Source organism: Ferrovibrio xuzhouensis (assembly GCF_042648965.1).
Lineage (GTDB): Bacteria > Pseudomonadota > Alphaproteobacteria > Ferrovibrionales > Ferrovibrionaceae > Ferrovibrio > Ferrovibrio xuzhouensis.
In genome coordinates, this window is sequence record NZ_JBHRYJ010000008.1 from 97,255 (window position 1) to 117,749 (window position 20,495).

Genomic DNA, 20,495 nt, shown 5'->3' on the forward strand with positions numbered 1-20,495 from the left:
GGGAGTGTCGGGAGTGTCGGGAGTGTCGGGAGTGTCGGGAGTGTCGGGAGTGTCGGGAGTGTCGGGAGTGTCGGGAGTGTCGGGAGTGTCGGGAGTGTAGGCTGAATTGCGTAAGGGTCAAGACACGCTCGCCCCGTCCCCGATCAGATCAAGGAAGAGCCTCAGATCATCGAATGGGTGCGCAATTATCGTCGGCAGGAGACCAGGGCTGTCGGCGGCGGTCGGCGCGCCATGCTGCGCGCCATCACTGAGCCGTTGCCGCCATTATTCAGAAGCTAAAGCTGCTCAAAATCGAGAGGAATCCCTATGTCTTTGCCGGCGAGAACCGCCAAGGCCATCTGACTGACATCAATCGTATCTGGTATCGCGTGCGCGACGAAGCCAGGCTCATCAAAGCCGACGGCACCAAGCCGCGTTTGCACGATCTGCGACATTTTTACGGGCAGATGGCCGCCGATGCCGGCCTGCATGAAAAGCAGATCATGGCGCTGATGGGACATTCAACAACGCGCATGAGCGCGCGGTACTCAAAATATGGTCGCGAAGCGCGATCGCTCTTGGCTGAGAACGTCGCCAATCGCATTGCGGCAAAGGTGCCGCTCTAGGGTTGCCAAGGCTCGTCATGGCCAGCGACTGGAGAACCGTTCGAACACCCGGGGCACGCGTCTAACGCCCCACCTGCCCATCCGCCTTAAACTATATGCCTCAGCGCAAGCCAATGCCGTCTTTGGCACGCGCCGCTGCATAGCGCAGTTTCTGTCGCAAAGCCTGCGCCGCGGCGCCAGTCCGCTTCGACTGTTTGACTGAGGCTTCAATGACGGCCTCTGAAATGAAATCGATATAGCTTGCCGGCACTGGCTGTGGCTGGCGGCCACGGCGCTTGGCCAGCAGGCGGTCTGGCTTGACGTTAAAGGCGGCACAAAAGCTCGCGACATGCTTTGGCATCAGTTTCACACGGCCAGATTCGAGCAAATAAATATTCTGCTCTGAAATCTTGACCTTGCTCGCCAATTCACGCCGCGACCACTGGCGCTCTTCGCGCAAAGTACGAATATAATTCATTGTAAGACTCCGATTGAATATCGAAGATCATGATGCATGGGCCTAGATCCTTGTGGCACACGATCACAAGCAATCTGAGCCTAATATTGTGAATGATACAGAGCAACCAATCGATAGTTGCAAGATGGCGCCGCCAATGCATTGACGCAGCCATGTCACAAGATTGCCGAATATCGGTTCTCAGTATCATTGATGTTTAATCTACTGACCTGCAGCTATTATGGCTGTTCTACCGAATTTATTTCTACTGAGTGCCGTGGACAGGGGCCATCATGTTGCCCAGAGCATCCGCACCACGCCGCAAGGCGGGTAGTAAGGTTGCCAGCATCACGTCCGCATCCATTCGCGTCGCTGCCGTGCTGACGCTCATCGCGGCCGCCACCTGGCCGGCCCTGTCGCGCACCGGCACCGCAATGGCACGCAGGCCTGGCTCAAGTTCCTCGTCGCTGACGCCATAGCCGTCAGCGCGCGCCTGGCGAATGGTCGCCAATAACGCCGCGGCATCGACGTTCGTCTGCGGCGTGCGCGGCAGCAGGTTCACGCGTTTCAGATAGGCCTCGACCTCGTCATCGGGCAAGGCCGCCAGCAGAACACGGCCCGTCGCCGAACAGAAGGCCGGCAGCCGCGCGCCCACGGTGACCGCCCGCGACACGATTCGGCTGACCGTCGAGCGGGCAACGAACACCGAATCATCGCCATCCAATACGGCCAGCGAGACCGATTCACCGACTTCATCACGCACAGAAGCGAGAATGGCCTGCGCCAATTGGGTCAGCGGATCGCTACGCAAATAGGAAAAGCCGAGACGCAGCAGGCGCGGCAGCGGCCGGAACCATTTGCCATCATGCGCCAGATAACCAAGGTCGGTCAGGGTCAGCAGGCAGCGCCGCGCCGCGGCGCGGGTAATGCCGGCTTCTTCCGCCGCATCCGCAATGGTCAGCTGTGTCCGTTCGGGGCCAAAGGCCTCGAGGATCGCCAGTCCCTTGGCCAGCCCAGCCATACCCTCCGACGCTCGCGTCGTTTGTTTCTCCATGCCATCTGCCTCCTGAGATTCAGAGTTGACAGCTTCCCGACAGGCCGTCAAAGTGTTCGATATTAGATCATATGTTCGATATTCGAACAATGTGATGATCAAAAAGACGGCTTCCGACCCGCCTGCCAGGGGTGGAGGCCAGTGCGTTGCGTTGGAGGAAACATGCAAGACGAGCTCAGCCAGGCACAGCCGGCTGCCACCGCCAAATGGCCGCAGGAAGGCCTGACCCGCGTCCCCTACTGGGCATTCCAGGATGCCGGCATCTACAGCCGCGAACAGCAAGCGATCTTCCACGGTGCGGCCTGGAACTATCTTTGCCTTGAGATCGATCTGCCGAATATCGGCGACTTCCGCACCACCAAAATCGGCGATACCCCGGTGATCGTCGTCCGCGACAGCGACGGCGAGATCTACGCCTTCGAGAACCGCTGTGCCCATCGCGGCGCGCTGATCGCGCTGGAAGACCGTGGCAATGCGCAGAAATTCAGCTGCGTCTATCACGCCTGGACCTACGACCGGCAAGGCAACCTGACCGGCGTCGCCTTCAAGGACGGCATCAAGGGCTGTGGCGGCATGCCGGACAGTTTCTGCATGGAAGATCACGGCCCGCGCAAGCTGCGCGTCGCTACCATTTGCGGCCTGGTCTTCGGCAGCCTGTCGGAAGACGTGCCACCGATCGACGAATATCTCGGCGACGAGATCCTCGGCCGCATCGAGCGCGTGCTGGCCGGCCGCACACCGGTCATCCTCGGGCGTTTCACTCAGGTGCTACCGAATAACTGGAAGCTTTACATGGAGAATGTGAAGGATTCCTACCATGCCAGCATCCTGCACCTGTTCTTCACGACCTTCGAACTGAACCGCCTGTCGCAGCGCGGCGCCATCATCGTCGACGAGAGCGGCGGCCATCACGTCAGTTATTCGGTGATCGACCGTGAGGCCGAGAAGAAAGAAACCGAATACGCCCGCCAGGGTATCCGCTCCGAGAACAGCTCCTACCGGCTGGCCGACCCCAGCCTGCTGGAAGGCTTCGACGAATTCGGTGACGACATCACGCTGCAGATTCTCACCGTGTTCCCGGGCTTTGTGCTGCAGCAAATTCGCAATGCTATCGCGGTACGGCAGGTCCTGCCGCACGGCACTGGCGAGACCGAACTGAACTGGACCTATCTCGGCTTCGCCGACGATACGCCGGAACAGCGCATGACCCGCCTGAAACAGGCCAACCTGATGGGGCCGGCCGGATATATCTCCATGGAGGATGGCTGTGTCGGCGGCTTCGTCCAGCGCGGCATTGCCGGTGCCAGTGATCAGCGCGCCGTCCTCGAAATGGGCGGCGACAGCACAGCCTCACAGGAGAGCCGCGTCACCGAATCGTCGGTGCGGGGCTTCTGGAAAGCCTATCGTGCGATGATGGAGCTGTAAGTCGATGTCTGCCCTGTTTTCCGCCATCTGTCGCGCCCAGACCGACTATGCCCGCTGCATCGACGACGGCAAACTCGAGGCCTGGCCCGATTTCTTTCTCGAAAACTGCCTCTACAAGATCACCACTGCCGACAACCACCGCGACGGCTACGAGGCCGGCATCGTTTACGCTGCCTCGCGCGGTATGCTGAAAGATCGTATTTCGGCGCTGCGCGAGGCCAATATCTACGAGCGCCACGCCTACCGGCATATCCTCGGCCAGCCCGCCATTGATGATGGGACGAACGGCGATATCCGCAGCGAGACGGCCTTCCTGGTCGTACGCATCATGCGGGACGGGCGCAGCGATATCTACGCCACCGGGCGCTACCTCGATGTCTACCGCCTGGTCGGCGATACTCCGAAGCTGGCCGAGCGCGTCGTCGTCTGCGACAGCTCGCGCATCGACACCCTGCTGGCCCTGCCGTTATGACCGCGACGCGGCGTCCCGTTGTCGCCCTGGCCACCGGCGATCCGAACGGCATCGGACCGGAAATCGCCGTCAAGGCTGCCGTGACCCTGGCGGCGGGCAATGGGCCGGTCCCGCTGATCGTCGGGGACCCGGCGGTATTGCGGCCGTGGCTGGATCGCCTGGCAGCCGGCCTTGCCGTGGTGGAAACCGACGGCACCCGCATCTCGCCCACGCCGGCCATCCATGTTTTCCCGATTGAGGCCCTGCCGCGGCATGCCCGGCGCCCTGGTACCGTCTGCGCCGAGGCCGGGACGGCGACCGTTGCCTATATCGAGGCCGGCCTGCGGCTGTGCCATGACGGCCGGGCACAGGCCCTGGTCGGCTGCCCGCATTCCGAAACCGCCATCAACGCCGCCGGCATCCCCTTCTCCGGCTATCCGTCGCTGCTGGCCCGCCTGACCGGGCGACCAGAAGATCGCGTCTTCCTGATGCTGATCGGCGACCGGCTGCGCATCATTCACGCGACCCTGCATGAACGCCTGCAGGATGCCCTGGCCCGCCTGTCACCGGCGCTCGTCGAGGCAACGGCGCTGGCCGCCGATGCCGCCTTGCGCCGCCTTGGTATCGCCAGACCGCGGCTCGGCGTCTTCGGCATCAACCCGCATGCCGGCGAAGGCGGCCTGTTCGGCGACGACGATCAGCGCATCACCGAACCGGCCGTCCGCCGCCTTCTGGCCGGCGGCCTGCGCGTCGAAGGTCCGCTGGGCGCCGACCTGATGCTCGGGCGCACCGACATCGACGCCTTCGTCGCCATGTATCACGACCAGGGTCACATCCCGATCAAGCTGCTCGCCGGCCGCACGGCGGTGGCCCTGACCGTCGGGGCGGACACCCTGTTCGCCAGCACCGGCCATGGCAGCGCCCATGACATTGCCGGCAGGGGCATTGCCGAGCCCGACGCCGTCCTGCGTGCACTCGCCCTGATGCAGAACCTGACCGCCCCGGCGGCGCAGCAGGCGGCGTCATGACCTACCAGATCAGGATCAGCGATCAGGATATCAGCTTTGCCTGTGAGCCCGGCGAGACCGTGCTCGATGCAGCCGAACGCGCCGGTTATGCGATTCCATATTCCTGCCGCAAAGGCGCCTGCAACACCTGCGAAGCGGCGCTGATCGCCGGTGCGGCCGCCGTGGCCGGCCATGGCGGCGTTATTCGGGGACCCTGCGATCCGGTCCTCCTGTGCCGGACACGGCCGCAATCGAATCTGGAAATTCGTCCGCAGCGCATCGACCGGACCGAGCCACCGGCCCGGAAGCGGCTGCCGGCGAGCGTCTACCGCATGACCCGGCCGACGCCGGATGTCGCGGTCATTCAATTGCGCTACCCGGCCGGCAACCGGATGAAATTCAAGGCCGGTCAGTATCTGCAGGTCGAACTGGCCGATGGCAGCCGACGGTCGTTTTCCATGGCCAACCCGCCGCAGGAGAGCGACGGCGTGCAGCTGCATATCCGCCACGTGCCCGGCGGCGTTTTCTCCGAAGGCGTTCTGGCCGCCCTGCAGGCGGGAGACAAACTGACAATCGAGCTGCCGTTCGGCGATTTCTTCCTGCGCGACGCGTCGGCCGACACGCCGGTCATCCTGCTGGCCACCGGTACCGGCTTTGCGCCGATCAAGTCGATCGTCGAAGACGCGATCAAACGCGGCCTGAAACGCCCGATGCGGCTGTACTGGGGCGCCCGCCGCACGGCGGACCTGTATATGCCGGAGCTGCCGCAGAAATGGGCGGCGCGCCATGCCTGGTTTGCCTTCATCCCGGTGCTGTCTGAAGCCGAGGCCGACTGGACCGGCCGTCGTGGCCTCGTCCATCAGGCCGTGCTCGATGACCATGGCGATCTGAGCACCAGCACGGTCTATGCCTGCGGCAATCCGCTGATGATCGCCAAGGCGCGCCATGCCTTTACAACACAGGCTGGCCTGCCAACCGCCGCCTTCCACTGCGATGCATTCGTGCCATCCGGCCCGGATGAAGCCATGCCCGCCGCACCAGACGGAGGACATTGACACGAAGGCGGATGGCGGACCATTGCCAGCCCAAAAACCAAAAATCCAGAGGAGAGGAAACATGGAGACAACAACGATAGACGTGCCGTCGTTCATCGACGAACGGCGGATCAGCGCATTCCAATATATGGTCATCGGCCTGTGCACGCTGATCATGATCGTCGACGGCTTCGACACCCAGGCGATCAGTTATGCCGCGACCCTGATGGCGAAGGAATGGGGCCTGACCCGCGCCGCCCTCGGCCCGATCTTTTCGTCCAGCCTGATCGGCCTGATGGTCGGCTATCTCGCCATCCCGCCGCTGTCCGACCGCTACGGCCACCGCAGGGTGATCATCCTGAGTTCGGTATTCTTCGCGATCTTCACCCTGCTGACAGCGACCGCCAGCGGCGTGACCGAACTGATCGTGCTGCGCTTCCTCACCGGCCTCGGCCTCGGTGGCGTGGCCCCGAGCGCCATCGCCATGACCGGCGAATATAGCCCGAAGCGGCTGCGCGCTACCTTTGTTCTGATCATTTATTGCGGCTTCTCGCTCGGCTTTGTGCTGGCTGGCTTCGCGGCCGCCAAGCTCCTGCCGACCCTCGGCTGGCCGTCGCTGTTCTATCTGGGTGGCATCCTGCCGATCGTGTTTGCTGTGCTGATGGCGTTGTTCATGCCTGAATCGCTCGACCATCTCGTGCTGCGCCGTGGCGACATGGAGCGGGTCAAAGCCATCCTGCGGCGCATCGATGCCGGCTTTCTGGCTCCGGCCGCAGCCGTCTTCAGCATGGGCGAGCGCGAGCCAGGCCGCCTGGCCGTCAGCCGGCTATTCCAGCAGAACCGCTCGTTGCCCACCCTGCTCCTATGGCTGGTCTTCTTCATCAACCTCGGCGAATTCTATGCCCTGCAGAGTTGGCTGCCGTCAGTGCTGCGCGGTATGGACTACCCGATGGACAAGGTGGCGCTGACAACGTCGCTGACAACGGTGGGTGGCATCCTGATTGCCTTCGTCGTCGGCCCCTGCATGGACCGTATCGGCCCGTATTTCACGGTCGGCATCCTCTATATCTGCGGTGCCGCCGCCGTGATCCTGACCGGCACACTGCTGCATTCTGCCTTCTGGGTCGTCATGGCCTGCACCTTCTTGACCGGCGTGTGCATCAGCGGCGGCCAAAAAAGCGTGATCGCCCTCGCCGCGATCTACTACCCAGCATCGATCCGCTCGACCGGGGTCGGCTGGGCGCTCGGCATTGGCCGCCTTGGCGGTATTGCCGGACCCCTGGCGGTCGGCTTCTTGTTCTCAGCCGGCTGGTCGGCTACGTCGGTCTTCTTCGCCGCCGGCCTGCCCCTGGTCGTTGCCGGGATTTCGATTTTCATCATCGGGCATCTAAGCAATCGGGGCGTTTCTGCATTGCGCCCCGCGCCATCGGCAACATCATAACGAGAAGACCGCAAGGCCTGCCTTTCAGGTGCCGTTGAGCCAGCCACTCAACGGCATTTCTGAGCTGAATTACGACCGCCATCAACCCGCGCCGCCGCGGCGCCTCACTGCGGCAAAAAAGTGAGGCCCGCTGTCTACGCGCTTAAAAATACGAGAGCTGTGCCAGGAGCAATCCTGAATTTCATCATCGCGATGAGATTTTCATTCATATCGCCCTATTCGCCATGCCGCTTGCGCCAGTCACGCATCGTCGGCTCTGTCACATCGCTGTCAAAGCAGAGCGGCCACGGCGATGCCGCTGCAGAGCGCCCATCGACCGCGACGCGGCCAATTGGACGGCCGACTGTCGAGCCGCGAAGCCGCATCATTTGCTTGGGCTCTTCGTGCCAGGCTTGCCGGTGTAGGGGTCGACGTTGCCTTTGGTCGACCAGTTACCGGTTTTGGTGCTGTTTGGGTTCGTTGCCCGACGGGGCGCGACGTAGGTGCCGTTCGTAATGGTATCGTCGCGAACGCCATGGCTGCCACCGCTGCCCTTGGCTGATACGTCATGACATGCGCAGAACAGTCCACCAAGCACAGCAAGCACAGCAAGCACGACAAGATGCGCCTCATGGCTTTCCGCTAGAACCACCCGGCAGCAGATTAGCACCCGCACGGCCGGCAACACTGCCTGAAAGCACGCATAAGTTGCATACAGACGTGATCGATCCCCACACAACGGCATCATGAGCGCGGTGCGCCTTATTGTGCCGCCACGTCCCGTGGCCAAACCTCAGTGAACACCGGACGTCTAGGGTCTGTACCCACGACCGGCAAGCCCGTGACGTTCGCACAGTTCCGCCCTGGCTAGGAGAAACGCCGAAGGCGATGTGGGGCATCGGCGAGGCGTTTCGACGACGCCGGGGCGAAACTGTGCAACGCCCCGGAGGGGTCCGTCGTACAAGCCCGTCTGCCGCGTCGGAAATCTGGACCGTAGTTCCCACTACGCTCGGCGATTTCCTCCTCGCAGACGGGCTTGTACGACAGGATCCCGGGTCTGCCGGTCGTGGGTACAGACCCTAGACCTGCCCCTTGCGCCGTGCCTACAGACAGACGTTATCTAGCATGCATTATCCGGATACTGATTTTCTTATATCGAACAAGATGTTAATTAGGCATGGAGTATTGTAAACAATATTGTCTCCATCTTTTTGGTGACGTTGCCTAAAGCAGAGGTTTCACGACTGAATGATTAAGTCGACAGGAAAAAAGGCTCCGCGCACAGCGCAATCGACCGATGTCTTTCAAACGCTCAGAGACCGTATCGCGTCCCAGGAACTGGCCCCCGGCAGCAAGCTGCGAGAGAACGATCTTGCTGCAGAATTCAAAGTATCCAGGGCCCGCGTCCGAGAAATATTCAGCACGCTGGAACAGCGCGGCCTGATCGAGCGCATCCCCAATCGCGGCGCCGTTGTCATGCGCCTTGAACCCAAGCAAGTCTTCGAGATTTATGACGTACGGGAGGTTCTTGAAGGTCTGGCTGTGCGCCGGGCGACCGAAAACTCACCTGTGGGTTCATGGCAGGCGATGCTTGATCAGTTTGGCGAGCAGGCTGAGACCATGATCGGCGCTGGCGATCTGGAGACCTACGCCGCGCTCATTAATACATTCAGGCGCGAAATAATTATTCGGTGCGACAGTCCGATTCTTTCATCGATGCTTGATACGTTGTTCGAGCGCACAGGCTTTCTTGTTCGCCGCCTAATTCTTGTCCCGGGCCGAGCATTGGAAGGCCTGCAGGAGCATCGCGCAGTGTTGACCGCAATGAACGAGGGCCGGGCCGAGGATGCCGAACGCCTGAAACGCTCGAACATACGTGCTGCCCGCGAGTGCTTCCGCCGCTATCAGAAACTGGTGCTTTAGGCCGCGCTCGACGCCGGCGGTTTTTGGGATGCCAACACATCGGCAATCAGTCCCGTATGGACCGCACCTGCTCTGAAAGCGGGATAGGCAAGGATCGCACGCAGGGTCGGGATATTGGTCTTCACGCCCTCGATATGGCTCGCGGCCAGCGCCGCATCGAGCCGCCGGATGGCATCCTCGCGATCCACGCCCTTGGCAATCACCTTGGCGATCATCGGGTCATAGAACGGCGTAACCGTATTCCCCTCGGCATAACCGGTCTCGATGCGGATGCCTTCCCCAACGCCCAGGCGGAATACCTTGAGCGGCCCCGGCGACGGCAGAAATCGGACCGGGTCCTCCGCATAAATGCGCGCCTGAATGGCATGCCCATCCGGCTCGGGCACGGTCGGCAGGACATGGGCAAGTGGCTCGCCGGCGGCTAGGCGGATCTGGCAACGCACCAGGTCGATACCAGTGATCTCCTCCGTCACCGCATGCTCGACCTGCAGCCTGGTATTCACCTCCAGGAAACCGAATCCATCGGCTTCCGTATGCAGCGTCTCGACCGTGCCGATATTGTCGTAACCGATCCTTGTCATGATCGCGGCAATCTCCTGGGCCATATCCCGCGTAATGCTCCGGCTCAGGCCTGGTGCGGGCGCCTCCTCAATCACCTTCTGATGACGCCGCTGCACCGAGCAGTCTCGCTCGAACACATGGCAGGCATGGCCGCTACGATCCGCCAGAATCTGGAATTCGATATGCCGCGGCCGCTGCAGTAGTTTCTCGAGATAGATGTCCGGCACGCCGAAACTGCGACTTGCCATGGACCGTGCCCGCTCAACCGCGGCCAGCAGCTGGGCGTCGTCGGCCGCCGTCAGCATGCCGATGCCGCCGCCGCCGCCCGCCGGCTTCACCATCACCGGGTAACCGATGGTCCGGCCAGCCGCCGCGATGTCGGCGGGATCTTCGCCCAGCACCGCGCTGCTCGGACTGACCGGCATGCCCTGCCCCGCCATCAGGTCACGGGCGCGCGCTTTGTGCCCCATGGCATCGATATGGCGAGCCGCCGGACCGATGAAGATTGCTCCGCTGTCCTCCACCTTTGCAGCGAAACCGGCATTCTCCGACAGAAAGCCATAACCCGGATGAAGAGCATCGGCACCGGAGTGCCGCATCGCCTGCAGGATGGCATCCTGGTTGAGATAACTTTCTCGCGGCGCCGCTCCTCCGATGGGGATGGCCTGTCCCGCCATCGCCAGATAGGGCAGATCGGCATCGGCTTCGGAATAGACGGCAACAGTCTCGATGCCCATCGCCTGTGCGGCGCGGAGAATGCGCGCTGCAGCCGCGCCCCGGTTGGCAACAAGAATTCTGGAGATCGGTCGCTTTGTCATCAGCTCTATCCTTTTAACGTCACAGTGCGAAAGCCCCCAGCGCCAAGCCGCTGAGAAACGCGGCGCAGGCCACGAAAACCAGGTTCCGGCCATAAACCAGCCGGTGCTTGGGCACTGCGAGGGTGGTCGCTGCAATCGACGGCAACAGACCGGAGTACGACATGATCGAGCCGAACGACCAGGCGAGCAGGATCGCCATGGCGCAGAGCAGGTCGGGAAGCTGTCCTGCGACAGTGCGATTGACCTGCAAGGCCAGCGTGGCGCAGAGAATCGGATGCAACCCCAGGATTTCCAGCGAGACCATCGCAAGAAAACCGGCCAGCAGCAGAATGACCGGCGGCAACTGCGCCTGCAGGATCCAGCCGCTCAGCACACCCTGCAGGGCAGAATGTTGCAGGACGCTGCTGAACAGAATGGCCATGGCGACGATGCCGATCTCCTCGCCCATACCACTGACCCAGAACGGCGCCTGTCTATAGACGTCACGCAGATGCCCGGGTCGCCGCCTCCAGGCGGCCAGCAGGGCAAGCGGCGGAATGGCCATCACCATGGCCTCGATATTGCTGTAACCACCGAACCGGTTGAGCAACAGAACAATGCCGACGACACTGACCACCGGCAGCAGCAACGGGCCGAGTGCGGGCACGACATGTGCCAGGATCGCGGCGACACTTCCGACCCGGTTGACAACCGTGGCAATGCCAAGGCCCAGCATGGCAATGACCAGCCCCGTCAGCACGATCTGCCAGATTGGAACCGCCGGATAGCCATGCGCGACAAAAGCCTGGGCGACGAAAAATGGCGACCAGATCACCGACAGGCCGCCACCCAGCAGCGCCATCTGAGCGAGCCTGAGCCGCTGCGCCCGTTCGCGAGGCAGCAGCGGCGCCAGCACGGCAAAAGACCCGATCGAGAGGCATGAGGCCAGTGCATGAGCGGCATACAGCATCCAGCCCGGCCGGCTTTCGGCCGGCAGAGTGCGAAAACTGCGACGGATCTGGACAATGGCCGGATCGTGAAATGCCACTGTGCGCAACAGCCGCGCAGTCGGCATGAAGGCGGCGAAGATGATCGCCTGCCGCAGCCCTCCCTCGAGTACGGCAATGCCGCTATGCCATACGACGCCTGCCGTCAGCAGAACCAGCATCAGCACCAGGGCGAGACCGGTCCGGCTCATGCCGCTGACGGAAAAGCACAGATAGACGGCAAGCGCCAGGCCGCTGGCCATGGCGAGCCAGCGCCATTGCGTCGCCGCGGCACAGGCCGCCAGCGCCCAGCTCATCATCATGAGCCGCCGGAGCATTTTCGCCCGCATTGTACCGGTCAGGCTGTCGCGACGACGGGTTTGCGCTGCCACAGCCAGAGGCCGGCCAGGGCTGCGACGGCCAGAATGTCGGTGATCCAGCCGGCATCGATAGTGCCGAGGGCTATGGCACCCAGCGCGAGCCGCAGGATGCCCGGCACCGGCCGGCGGTAATAACCGCCCGTAGCCACCGAAAACAGCAGGGAGGCAACGACTCCCACGACAAGGACGCGGATGATGTCGACCGTACTGCCGGCAAGCAGGATCTCGGGCCGGAAAATGAAGTAGAAGGGCATGATGAACTTCATGACGGCCAGCTTCATGCTTTCCACGGCGATGGGCCACCAGTCGGTCTGGGTAATGACTGCCGCCGTGTAGACCGCGGTACACACCGGCGGCGTCAGCGCCGACAGCAACGCGCCGTAGAAAACGAAGAAATGCGCCGAGAGCGGCGGCAGGCCCAGCGTGATCATCGGCGGAATGCAGACAGCGGCGGCCAGCAGATAGGCCGCAGTGGTCGGCATGCCCATGCCCAGGACGATGGCCACGATCATGACCAGAAAGACAGTAACAAACGTCCCCTGGGTGCCGCCGACGCCCAGAATGAGTTCGCTCAGCTTGATGCCGACGCCGGTAAAGCCGATCAGCGACAGGATGATCTGGGCGCAGACCAGCAGCGAGACCAGGCTGACGACGTTGAGCGCTCCCATCCTGGCACCCTCAAGCAGGCGGCGCAGGCGCTCCGTCACCGCGCTCCGGTCCCAGGACCCCAGCAGCATGTAGAGCGACACGTTGGTGACAATCGCGAGAAAGGCAGCGAGGCCCGCCGAACGGCCGGTAAACATCGCCCCGGCCATCACCAGGATCGTGGCAGCCAGGGGAAACGCCTCGCGCATATTGAGGACATCGCGCCAGCGCGGGATATCCGCCTTGTCGACGGGGCGCAGCCCTTCACGGCGCGCCTCGACATCGATCGATGCCCAGATACAGACGTAAAACAGGAACGACGGGATGACTGCCGCACTCGCGACTGCCAGATATGGCAGGCGCAGCAATTCGGCCATGATGAATGCGCCCGCCCCCATCACCGGCGGCGTGATCTGGCCACCGGACGAGGCCGTCGCCTCTACTGCGCCGGCAAAGGCCGGCCGGTACCCCAGACGCTGCATCATCGGTATGGTGAAATTCCCGACCGTCGCCACGTTTGCAACGGCCGCGCCATTGATCATGCCGAACATGGCGCTCGAGACGTTGGCTACCTTCGCGGCCCCGCCGGGGGAACGCCCGGCGACGATCAGGGCGACCTTCATGAAAGTTTCCGAGGCACCGGTGGCCAACAGGAAACAGCCGAATATGATGAAGATGCTGATCAGGCTGGCCGACAAGCCGGTGACGGTGCCCCAGATGCCTTCCGTGCCGAGGTAAAGCTGTTCCATCATGAATTCGAGCGAGACGACCGGATGCCCCCAATTCCCCGAAATCAGATCGCCGAACAGCGTGTAGCCGAGCATGGCAGTCACCATGATCGGCAGTATCCAGCCGGTGGACCGCCGCGCGCTGTCCAGGATCAGCAGCAGCAGCGTCAGACCCAGCACGATTTCAACCGGGCTTATGGCGACAGCAATCTCGTTGGTCAGGCGCTCGTCATTCAGCACGAGATACCCGCATGCCAGCAGGGCGGCGGCCGCCGCCGCCGCCAGAGCCCAGCGCCTGAGATTGACATCCAGCTTTGCCGCGGCGCTCAGATAGACCAGTCCGATGGCGAGACCGACATGAATGCTGCGCTGGACCAGAGGTGGGAACTGGCCAAACCCGGCGGTGTATATCTGGAAGGCAACGAAGGAGAGAGCCAGTGCCATCGTCAGCCAACCGATCACGGTACGACCCGTCACCGGAGCTGGCGTTTCGACAAACATGTCCTTGCTGATCACCGGCTCTCTCCCCATCACGCAACCCCTTCACATCGTCCGCAGTTTTCAGTCAGAGATCTGAGGCGTCTACTTCGCCTCGGGAGGAATCAGCTTGTCGGGAATAGCGATGCCCATCTTGCGATAGAATCGCACGGCGCCACGATGCAGCGGAACCAGGGTCCCTTCCATCGTACTGGTCGCGATGTTCATGTTCTTGATTTCCGGGAAGGCGGCGCCCTGTTCGGCCTGGCCCTTGAAGATGCCGCTCAGGATGGTCTCAACCTGTTCGTCCGTAAGGCTGTCCTTGTAGGCGAACTCGCCGATGCTCTGGATCGGCGTCGTGATGGTCCCGACCCCGTCGATCTCCCCCGGCTTGGTCGAAACGAAAGTGACGAAGGGAAAGCGGGTCTGCACGGTCTTGACCTGGTCAGGCGTAAAACTGAGGATATTGACCGGGGTCAGCGTCCGCAGCTCCATGGTGGTGCCATCGAGTCCCCGGCCGCTGCCGGCCTTCACATATCCGACCGAGCGGTCGTTCCGGACCGCCTCGACGGCGTCCGACAGGGTGGCAACGTAATAATCCGGCTTGACCCCGACGGCCGTCAGGATCTGCTGCACCATGTTCTCGGTGGCCGAGCCGCGCTGGCCGGCGGTGAACTTCTTTCCGTTCAGGCCATCCAGTGTCTTGATGCCGGAATCGGCGCGCACGACGTATGCCTGGATGGCCAGGGAGTGCACCCACAGACTGCGCAGTTCCGGCTGCGCCTTGCCGGCGAACTTGTCGATGCCGCGATAGGCTTGGTAGACGGTCTCGAAAGTGCCGAGACCGAGCTGGATCTGCCCCCGCGCCAGGCGAGCCAGATTGTCCACGGCCCCGCCGGTGGCGATGACCGTGACATTCATCTTGTCACCGGCATTGGCGTTGATCGCCTTTGCCGCGGAAACGGCATAGGTGTAGTGGATCGATTCAATCGCCGTCGACCCGTAAGCGATGCGGTCTGTTGCGCCAGCCTGCATGGCCGCGCCGCACACCGACCCCAGAATCACTGCTGCTAGACCAGCGGTTATACCCTTCCTCATTGTCACGTCTCCCTTCTCGGTTTCCTGCCACAGATTTTTGTTGTTGTTTTTTTACTGGCTATACGGGGTAGCCGCGATTACGGACCAACCCCGAATCTCGGTTTCGGCCCCAGCGACGTCGCAAGGCGGTCCTGGCAAAGCCGGACAAAATCGATCAGCACCGGCCGCGTCTCGCGCGGATCGATGACATCTTCCACGGCGAAGGCCTCGGCCGTCCTGAATGGCGAGGCCAGCTGGCGCAGTTCGTCCTCCAGCTCGCGCTCACGCTGCTTCGGGTCGGCCGCCGCCTCGATTTCACGGCGGAATGCTGCCGCCACGCCGCCCTCGACCGGCAGCGAGCCCCACTCGCCCGACGGCCAGGCCAGCTTCAGGTCGAAGCCGTTCTTGTTGCATGTCGCCATGCCGGCCATGCCGTAGCATTTCCGGACGACCAGGGTTGCGGTCGGAACCGTGAGCTGGCCCGCGACATACACCGCCCGCATGCCCTCGCGCAGCGTCGCCGCCTTCTCGGCCTCGAGGCCGATCATGAAGCCCGGTACGTCGACGAGAAACACCAGGGGAATATGGAAGGTGTCGCATAGCTCCATGAAATGAATCTGCTTGCGGGCGGATTTCACGTCCATCGCGCCGCCCAGATGCATCGGATTGTTCGCCACGATGCCGACGACATAGCCATCCAAACGGGCCAGCGCGGTGATGACGGACTTGCCGTAGGTCGGTTGGATCTCGAACATCGAGTCCCGGTCAACCACCATTTCGACCAGCCTGCGCATGTTGTAGGCCTGCGTCCGTTTGCGCGGCACGATGCTCAGCAGCCCCTCTTCCCGGCGGTCGGCATCATCGCCGGGCGCCTGACGCAGCGGCATATGCCAGACATTGCGCGGCATGAAGGACAGGAAGCGGCGGATCTGCTCGAACGCCTCGGCCTCGCTGTCGACGGAATTGTGAATCGTCCCGGCGGTATCGACGGTCACCCCCGCGCCACCGAGATCATCCTTGTCGATTTCCTGTCCCAGGGAGCGTTTCACCACCGGCGGGCCGGCCGCAAAGATCTGGCTGGAACCACGCACCATCACTGAGAAATGCGACAGGATCGCCCGCCCGGCGGGCCCGCCTGCGGCCGTGCCCAGAACTGCGGAAACCACGGGCACCTCGCCCAGCAGGGCGACCGAGCGCTCGAAGCCATCGACGCCGGGGAAAACCGAGTACCCGCGCCGGCGCATCGAGGTCACCGTGCCGCCGGCGCCATCGATCAGGTTGACCAGGGGCATGCGGAATTCGTGGGCAAGATCCTCGACAAAGCCGCCCTGCCCGCCCTTGCGCCGGGCGCCGCCCCAGCTGGTGCCGCCGCGGACCGTGAAATCCTCGCCGCCCACGGCCACCGGATGACCGCCGATCTGCGCCATCCCCATCACGTAAGGCGCCGGCGTGACCTGCTCGATGCGGCCTTCGGCATCATACTTCCCGGCCCCCGTAAGCTGGCCAACCTCGCGGAAGCTGCCGGTATCGCACAACTGGTCGATCCGCTCGCGGACCGTCAGGCGGCCACGCTCGTGATGGCGCGCCACCGCCTCCCGCCCACCCATTTCGAGTGCCCAGGCCCGGCGCCGGGCAATCTCGTCGACTTCCGCCTGCCAGCTCATCGCGTCAGCTCTCGACGACGATCAGGGGCTGGCCTTCGTTAATCGAGGCGCCCTCCGCCACCAGGATCTCCGTCACCTTGCCGGCCGCCGGAGCCTCGACCGGGATTTCCATTTTCATCGACTCGAGAACGATCAGCGTCGCGCCGACATCGACCGCGGCGCCGACAGCCGTCTCGATCTTGAATACCGTGCCGGTAATGTCGGCGTTAATCACGTGGCGGGTCATGCGGTGTTTCCCCTTTACTCAGTAAGTTGTTGGCCAATTGCGGAGGTGGCGCTGTCCGATGCCGTGCGTCGGGCGCATTTCATGGATTTCCAGCATCCGCTTCAGATACTGCCGGGTATCCTGCGGCCTGATAACCGCCTGGACGCCATAGATCGACGCGAGGTCGTAGGCAGACGAATCGCGGCGCATCTCGGCTTCTATGCGAGCGCGTTCCGCCGGGTCGTCGTCGCCCCAGGTGACCACCCGGGCGGCATAAACGGGATCCATGAAACTGATTTCCGCGGTGGGCCAAGCGGCAATGTCGTCGGAGTTACGGCCGCCGCCCATGTTCAGGTAGGCCTGCCCATAGCTCTTCCGCATCATGACCGACAGCTTCGGGACAGACGCCATCTGCAGGGCGGTCATGAAGTTCATGATCTTGCCGGGCGCCTTCTGGCGTTCGCCGTCGATGCCGATCACGAATCCCGGCGTATCGACGAAAAGCAGCAGCGGGATGTTGAAGGAATCACACATCACGATGAAACGGGTGATCTTCTCGCAGGCGGCGACGTCGAGCGCGCCAGCCTTGCCCATGGGATTGTTGGCGATGATGCCGACGCTGCGGCCATCGAGCCGGGCCATGCCGATGACGGCGGGCTTGCCGAACTGCGGTTTCACTTCCATGAAGGTGTCGGCGTCGACGACTGACCGAATGATGCGCCGGACGTCGTAGACCCGGGTTCGAGATTCCGGCAGCGCCGCCAGAATACCGTCCCCGGCCTCATCGCAGCCGGCCGGCACCGCCAGCCGCGGCGGCGCCTCGGCGGCATGACCAGGCAGATAGCTCAGGAAGCGCTTGATCGCCGCGATGGCGTCTTCGTCGCTGTCAACGACGGTATCGACCATACCTGTGGTTTCAGAATGCAGCTTGACCCCGCCCAGTTCCTCCGGGTCTACCTTCTGGCCGATTGCCATCGAGGCGAGCGCTGGGCTCGCCACCGCCATGACAGCTCCGCGCCGCATGACCACATAGTCGGACAGGCAGGCATACCACGCCGATGAACCGTAACATTGCCCGAGAATGGCGGAGACCCACGGCGTTTCGCGCTGACGGACATACTGCACGGGATCGGTGCCAAGCATGGTACCCATGCCGCGGGCTCCCATGTTGTCGGGCATGCGGGCGCCCGAGCTTTCGCCGAACATGACCAGTGGCAGGCCGCGCTGGGTTGCCACCCGCTTCACATGGCCGATCTTTTTCATGTTGGTCAGGCTGCTTGACGCGCCCTTGACCGTGAAATCGTTCGACACGACCGCGACCTCGCGGCCTTCAATCTTACCGAATCCTGCGATCTTTCCGTCACCCGGCGTATTGTCGGCATCACCGGGCATCACGGATGTTCCGAACAGGCCGCTTTCCAGGAAGCTTCCGGCATCCACCAGACAGTCAATCCGCTCACGGGCATTCAGGACATTGGCCTGCCTGCGCCGCGCCAGCTTCTCCGGCCCGCCCATCGCGAGCGCGCGGCGTCGGCGGACTTCGAAATCTTCTAGCAATGCTTCATGTGGCATGGGGTACCCATATTGGAAGTTGACGCGCCTCTAGCCGCCGGCGGGTTGCGGCTTCGACTCTGTGACAATGCCCGCCCGGGCCAATGCATCGATCGCCTGGTCCGGCAGCCCGAGGCGGTCGGCCAGGACCGCGCGCGTGTCGACGCCGACAGCCCGGCCCGCCCACTGCACATGCCCCGGAGTCCGCGACAGCTTCGGCACGATGCCGGGCACCGTGGCCTCGCCGAGTTCCTGCGACGCCACCCGTTGCAGCATGTCCCGCTGCCGGTAGTGCGGGTCGGCGAAAATATCCGCGATGTTGTAGATACGGGCCGCCGGGACATCGGCGGCGGCCAGCAGCGCCTCGAGCGTTGCGAGCGGCAGGCTGCCGGTCCATGCGCCGATGACCGAATCGAGTTCGTCGGGATGCCGCGCGCGCGCCGCCGGCGTGGCGAACCGGCTGTCTTCGATCAGGCTGTCGCACTGCATGGCGCCGAGCAGGCGGCGGAAAATCGGATTGCTGGCGGCCACGATCTGGATGTAGCGGCCATCGGCGGTCGGATAGAGGTTGTTCGGTACATGGCCGGGCAGACGGCTGCCGGCGCGCGTGGCGACCGTGTTCAGGGCGGCATAGGCGGGGATATGCGGTTCGACAAAGCTGAAGGCAGCCTCGTAGAGCGCCGCATCGACCACCTGGCCCCGGCCGCTCTGCGCCCGCTCCACCAGCGCCATGGCGGCGCCAAACGCGGCATACAGACCGGTGATGTAGTCGGTCAGCGATGTCGCCACGCGCGCCGGCGGACGGTCTGGATCGCCGGTCAGGTCGCGCAGGCCGCTGATCGCCTCGCTGGTCACGCCATAGCCGGGTCGCTGGCTGTATGGCCCGGTCTGGCCGTAGCCGCTGATCCGCACCATGACCAGCCCCGGATTGCCGGCCGAGAGATCTGCATATCCCAGTCCCCACTTCTCCATCGTGCCCGGACGGAAGTTCTCGATGAAAATATCGGCCTGCAGAACCATGTCGCGCACGAGGGCCTGCGCCTCCGGCTGGCGCATGTCGAGCGCAATCAGTTTCTTGTTGCGCAGGATGCTGGCCGCATAGAGGGAGGCATCGCCCTTGCGCTCCCCCATGGTACGCACGGCATCGCCATCCGCGGGCTCTATCTTGATGACATCGGCGCCGAAGTCGGCCAGCAACCGGCCGCAGAAGGGCCCTGCGACGGTGGAGGTCAGCTCGATGACCCGCACGCCGGCGAGCGGCCCGGTCGCTGGCTGGGCGGCTGCAGAAGTGCGACGCATGTCCTGGTGCATGTGATATCCGGGGTCGATGTGATGGAAACGGTCAGCGCCGGCGCTCAATGCCGACCACAAGCGCCGCGCCGAGCCCGATCTTCACCAGCGACGCCAGCACGAAGGGAAGCAGGCCGACGGTAATAGCCTTTTCCACACCGAACTGGATGGCAAGCCATGCACAGCCGACCGAAAGAATGATCGCGGTTCCCGCCGCCTGCGCGAGGACGGCGCGGAGCAGCGTCCTGCCGTAGCCCCGTTCGGCCAGCCAGCCGGCCACATAGGCGGCGAGGACGAAGCCGACCAGGTATCCGCCGGTCGGCCCCAGCAGATAGGCAAGACCAAGTCCGCGCTCCGGCGTGCCGGCGAAAACCGGCAGGCCAACTAACCCCTCGAGCACGTAGATGGCGACCACCATCGCCCCGAGGCGAGACCGCAGGGTCATGCCGATCACCAGCACGGCCAGGGTCTGCATAGTCATCGGCACCGGCCAGAATGGCACCTGAACGCGCGCCGACAGCGCCAGAAGCAGCGAGCCGATCAGCGCCGCACCGAAGCCGAAGGCGAGCTGCTGCATGACAGGCGCCCGCGCAGCAGCGGGATGTGGGATCTTTGGCATGATTTCCTCCGTCGGCCGGTGCTTTGACATCCGCACCGTTGCCCGAAGCTTTTCACAGGCGGGGAATCACGTCAACCTGATTGTCGACAATTTTGATTGCTATTTTCCCGGCAATAATAGAAAGGCTTCCCATTGAATATATTGTATTTTCCGATCAAGT

General features: G+C 63.2%; 18 protein-coding genes. 7 read left to right on the top strand and 11 right to left on the bottom strand.

From position 1 onward, the window contains the following. Positions 1 to 368 precede the first annotated feature (368 nt). The gene (locus tag ACFOOQ_RS22520) at positions 369 to 605 is read left to right on the top strand and encodes a hypothetical protein (protein WP_379729969.1); all 237 of its coding nucleotides are present in this window, start codon (positions 369 to 371) and stop codon (positions 603 to 605) included. Between the two features lie 100 nt (positions 606 to 705). On the opposite strand, the gene ACFOOQ_RS22525 is transcribed toward ACFOOQ_RS22520, so the two are convergent. After that, positions 706 to 1,062 carry a helix-turn-helix domain-containing protein gene (locus ACFOOQ_RS22525; RefSeq protein WP_379729970.1) on the bottom strand — a complete coding sequence of 119 codons (357 nt, stop codon included), beginning with the start codon at positions 1,060 to 1,062 and terminating at the stop codon, positions 706 to 708. Between the two features lie 244 nt (positions 1,063 to 1,306). After that, entirely contained in the window at positions 1,307 to 2,095 is a 789-nt protein-coding gene (locus tag ACFOOQ_RS22530; protein WP_379729971.1) for an IclR family transcriptional regulator domain-containing protein, read from the bottom strand. A gap of 162 nt (positions 2,096 to 2,257) precedes the next feature. Here ACFOOQ_RS22530 and ACFOOQ_RS22535 point away from each other — a divergent pair, with 162 nt between their 5' ends. The 6 genes from ACFOOQ_RS22535 (at position 2,258) to ACFOOQ_RS22560 (ending at position 9,355) form a co-directional block, all read left to right on the top strand. Next, a complete protein-coding gene (locus tag ACFOOQ_RS22535; RefSeq protein ID WP_379729972.1) occupies positions 2,258 to 3,520 on the top strand; it encodes an aromatic ring-hydroxylating dioxygenase subunit alpha in 1,263 nt (420 codons plus the stop codon). Between the two features lie 4 nt (positions 3,521 to 3,524). Continuing rightward, positions 3,525 to 3,992: an aromatic-ring-hydroxylating dioxygenase subunit beta gene (locus tag ACFOOQ_RS22540; RefSeq protein WP_379729973.1), complete on the top strand. Its 468-nt coding sequence runs from the start codon at positions 3,525 to 3,527 to the stop codon at positions 3,990 to 3,992. After that, on the top strand, positions 3,989 to 4,999 hold the full coding sequence (locus ACFOOQ_RS22545) for a PdxA family dehydrogenase (RefSeq protein WP_379729974.1): 1,011 nt from the start codon (positions 3,989 to 3,991) through the stop codon (positions 4,997 to 4,999). Before ACFOOQ_RS22540 ends, ACFOOQ_RS22545 begins: the two co-directional genes overlap by 4 nt. Continuing rightward, positions 4,996 to 6,033, top strand: coding sequence for a 2Fe-2S iron-sulfur cluster-binding protein (locus ACFOOQ_RS22550; RefSeq protein ID WP_379729975.1), 1,038 nt, complete (start codon positions 4,996 to 4,998; stop codon positions 6,031 to 6,033). Before ACFOOQ_RS22545 ends, ACFOOQ_RS22550 begins: the two co-directional genes overlap by 4 nt. A 61-nt stretch (positions 6,034 to 6,094) precedes the next feature. Further along, positions 6,095 to 7,453, top strand: coding sequence for an MFS transporter (locus tag ACFOOQ_RS22555; RefSeq protein ID WP_379729976.1), 1,359 nt, complete (start codon positions 6,095 to 6,097; stop codon positions 7,451 to 7,453). 1,227 nt (positions 7,454 to 8,680) lie between these two features. Further along, positions 8,681 to 9,355 (top strand): GntR family transcriptional regulator, encoded by a 675-nt coding sequence (locus ACFOOQ_RS22560; protein WP_379729977.1) that lies wholly within the window; start codon positions 8,681 to 8,683, stop codon positions 9,353 to 9,355. On the opposite strand, the gene ACFOOQ_RS22565 is transcribed toward ACFOOQ_RS22560, so the two are convergent. The 9 genes from ACFOOQ_RS22565 to ACFOOQ_RS22605 form a co-directional block, all read right to left on the bottom strand. Continuing rightward, positions 9,352 to 10,827: an acetyl-CoA carboxylase biotin carboxylase subunit gene (locus ACFOOQ_RS22565; RefSeq protein ID WP_379729978.1), complete on the bottom strand. Its 1,476-nt coding sequence runs from the start codon at positions 10,825 to 10,827 to the stop codon at positions 9,352 to 9,354. The genes ACFOOQ_RS22560 and ACFOOQ_RS22565 overlap by 4 nt on opposite strands. Next, positions 10,754 to 12,037: a hypothetical protein gene (locus tag ACFOOQ_RS22570; protein ID WP_379729979.1), complete on the bottom strand. Its 1,284-nt coding sequence runs from the start codon at positions 12,035 to 12,037 to the stop codon at positions 10,754 to 10,756. The genes ACFOOQ_RS22565 and ACFOOQ_RS22570 overlap by 74 nt, the downstream gene beginning before the upstream one ends. Before the next feature lie 20 nt (positions 12,038 to 12,057). Beyond that, positions 12,058 to 13,968: a TRAP transporter permease gene (locus tag ACFOOQ_RS22575; protein ID WP_379729980.1), complete on the bottom strand. Its 1,911-nt coding sequence runs from the start codon at positions 13,966 to 13,968 to the stop codon at positions 12,058 to 12,060. Between the two features lie 66 nt (positions 13,969 to 14,034). After that, positions 14,035 to 15,027: a TAXI family TRAP transporter solute-binding subunit gene (locus ACFOOQ_RS22580; RefSeq protein WP_379729981.1), complete on the bottom strand. Its 993-nt coding sequence runs from the start codon at positions 15,025 to 15,027 to the stop codon at positions 14,035 to 14,037. Between the two features lie 77 nt (positions 15,028 to 15,104). Beyond that, positions 15,105 to 16,670, bottom strand: a complete 1,566-nt coding sequence (locus tag ACFOOQ_RS22585; protein ID WP_379729982.1) for an acyl-CoA carboxylase subunit beta — start codon at positions 16,668 to 16,670, stop codon at positions 15,105 to 15,107. A gap of 4 nt (positions 16,671 to 16,674) precedes the next feature. Beyond that, a complete protein-coding gene (locus tag ACFOOQ_RS22590) occupies positions 16,675 to 16,896 on the bottom strand; it encodes an acetyl-CoA carboxylase biotin carboxyl carrier protein subunit (protein ID WP_379729983.1) in 222 nt (73 codons plus the stop codon). Positions 16,897 to 16,914: 18 nt separating this feature from the next. Further along, positions 16,915 to 18,447, bottom strand: a complete 1,533-nt coding sequence (locus tag ACFOOQ_RS22595) for an acyl-CoA carboxylase subunit beta (RefSeq protein ID WP_379729984.1) — start codon at positions 18,445 to 18,447, stop codon at positions 16,915 to 16,917. Positions 18,448 to 18,477: 30 nt separating this feature from the next. Next, a complete protein-coding gene (locus ACFOOQ_RS22600; protein WP_379729985.1) occupies positions 18,478 to 19,737 on the bottom strand; it encodes a CaiB/BaiF CoA transferase family protein in 1,260 nt (419 codons plus the stop codon). A gap of 31 nt (positions 19,738 to 19,768) precedes the next feature. Continuing rightward, complete coding sequence (locus tag ACFOOQ_RS22605; protein WP_379729986.1) at positions 19,769 to 20,335, bottom strand: biotin transporter BioY; 567 nt, start codon at positions 20,333 to 20,335, stop codon at positions 19,769 to 19,771. Positions 20,336 to 20,495: the final 160 nt, after the last annotated feature.

Excerpts from the sequence above, each read along its gene's own strand:
- ACFOOQ_RS22525 (WP_379729970.1), bottom strand. The coding sequence starts at position 1,062 with ATGAATTATATTCGTACTTTGCGCGAAGAGCGCCAGTGGTCGCGGCGT.
- ACFOOQ_RS22530 (WP_379729971.1), bottom strand. The coding sequence starts at position 2,095 with ATGGAGAAACAAACGACGCGAGCGTCGGAGGGTATGGCTGGGCTGGCC.
- ACFOOQ_RS22535 (WP_379729972.1), top strand. The coding sequence starts at position 2,258 with ATGCAAGACGAGCTCAGCCAGGCACAGCCGGCTGCCACCGCCAAATGG.
- ACFOOQ_RS22540 (WP_379729973.1), top strand. The coding sequence starts at position 3,525 with ATGTCTGCCCTGTTTTCCGCCATCTGTCGCGCCCAGACCGACTATGCC.
- ACFOOQ_RS22545 (WP_379729974.1), top strand. The coding sequence starts at position 3,989 with ATGACCGCGACGCGGCGTCCCGTTGTCGCCCTGGCCACCGGCGATCCG.
- ACFOOQ_RS22550 (WP_379729975.1), top strand. The coding sequence starts at position 4,996 with ATGACCTACCAGATCAGGATCAGCGATCAGGATATCAGCTTTGCCTGT.
- ACFOOQ_RS22555 (WP_379729976.1), top strand. The coding sequence starts at position 6,095 with ATGGAGACAACAACGATAGACGTGCCGTCGTTCATCGACGAACGGCGG.
- ACFOOQ_RS22560 (WP_379729977.1), top strand. The coding sequence starts at position 8,681 with ATGATTAAGTCGACAGGAAAAAAGGCTCCGCGCACAGCGCAATCGACC.
- ACFOOQ_RS22565 (WP_379729978.1), bottom strand. The coding sequence starts at position 10,827 with ATGGCCGGAACCTGGTTTTCGTGGCCTGCGCCGCGTTTCTCAGCGGCT.
- ACFOOQ_RS22570 (WP_379729979.1), bottom strand. The coding sequence starts at position 12,037 with ATGCTCCGGCGGCTCATGATGATGAGCTGGGCGCTGGCGGCCTGTGCC.
- ACFOOQ_RS22580 (WP_379729981.1), bottom strand. The coding sequence starts at position 15,027 with ATGAGGAAGGGTATAACCGCTGGTCTAGCAGCAGTGATTCTGGGGTCG.
- ACFOOQ_RS22585 (WP_379729982.1), bottom strand. The coding sequence starts at position 16,670 with ATGAGCTGGCAGGCGGAAGTCGACGAGATTGCCCGGCGCCGGGCCTGG.
- ACFOOQ_RS22590 (WP_379729983.1), bottom strand. The coding sequence starts at position 16,896 with ATGACCCGCCACGTGATTAACGCCGACATTACCGGCACGGTATTCAAG.
- ACFOOQ_RS22595 (WP_379729984.1), bottom strand. The coding sequence starts at position 18,447 with ATGCCACATGAAGCATTGCTAGAAGATTTCGAAGTCCGCCGACGCCGC.
- ACFOOQ_RS22600 (WP_379729985.1), bottom strand. The coding sequence starts at position 19,737 with ATGCACCAGGACATGCGTCGCACTTCTGCAGCCGCCCAGCCAGCGACC.
- ACFOOQ_RS22605 (WP_379729986.1), bottom strand. The coding sequence starts at position 20,335 with ATGCCAAAGATCCCACATCCCGCTGCTGCGCGGGCGCCTGTCATGCAG.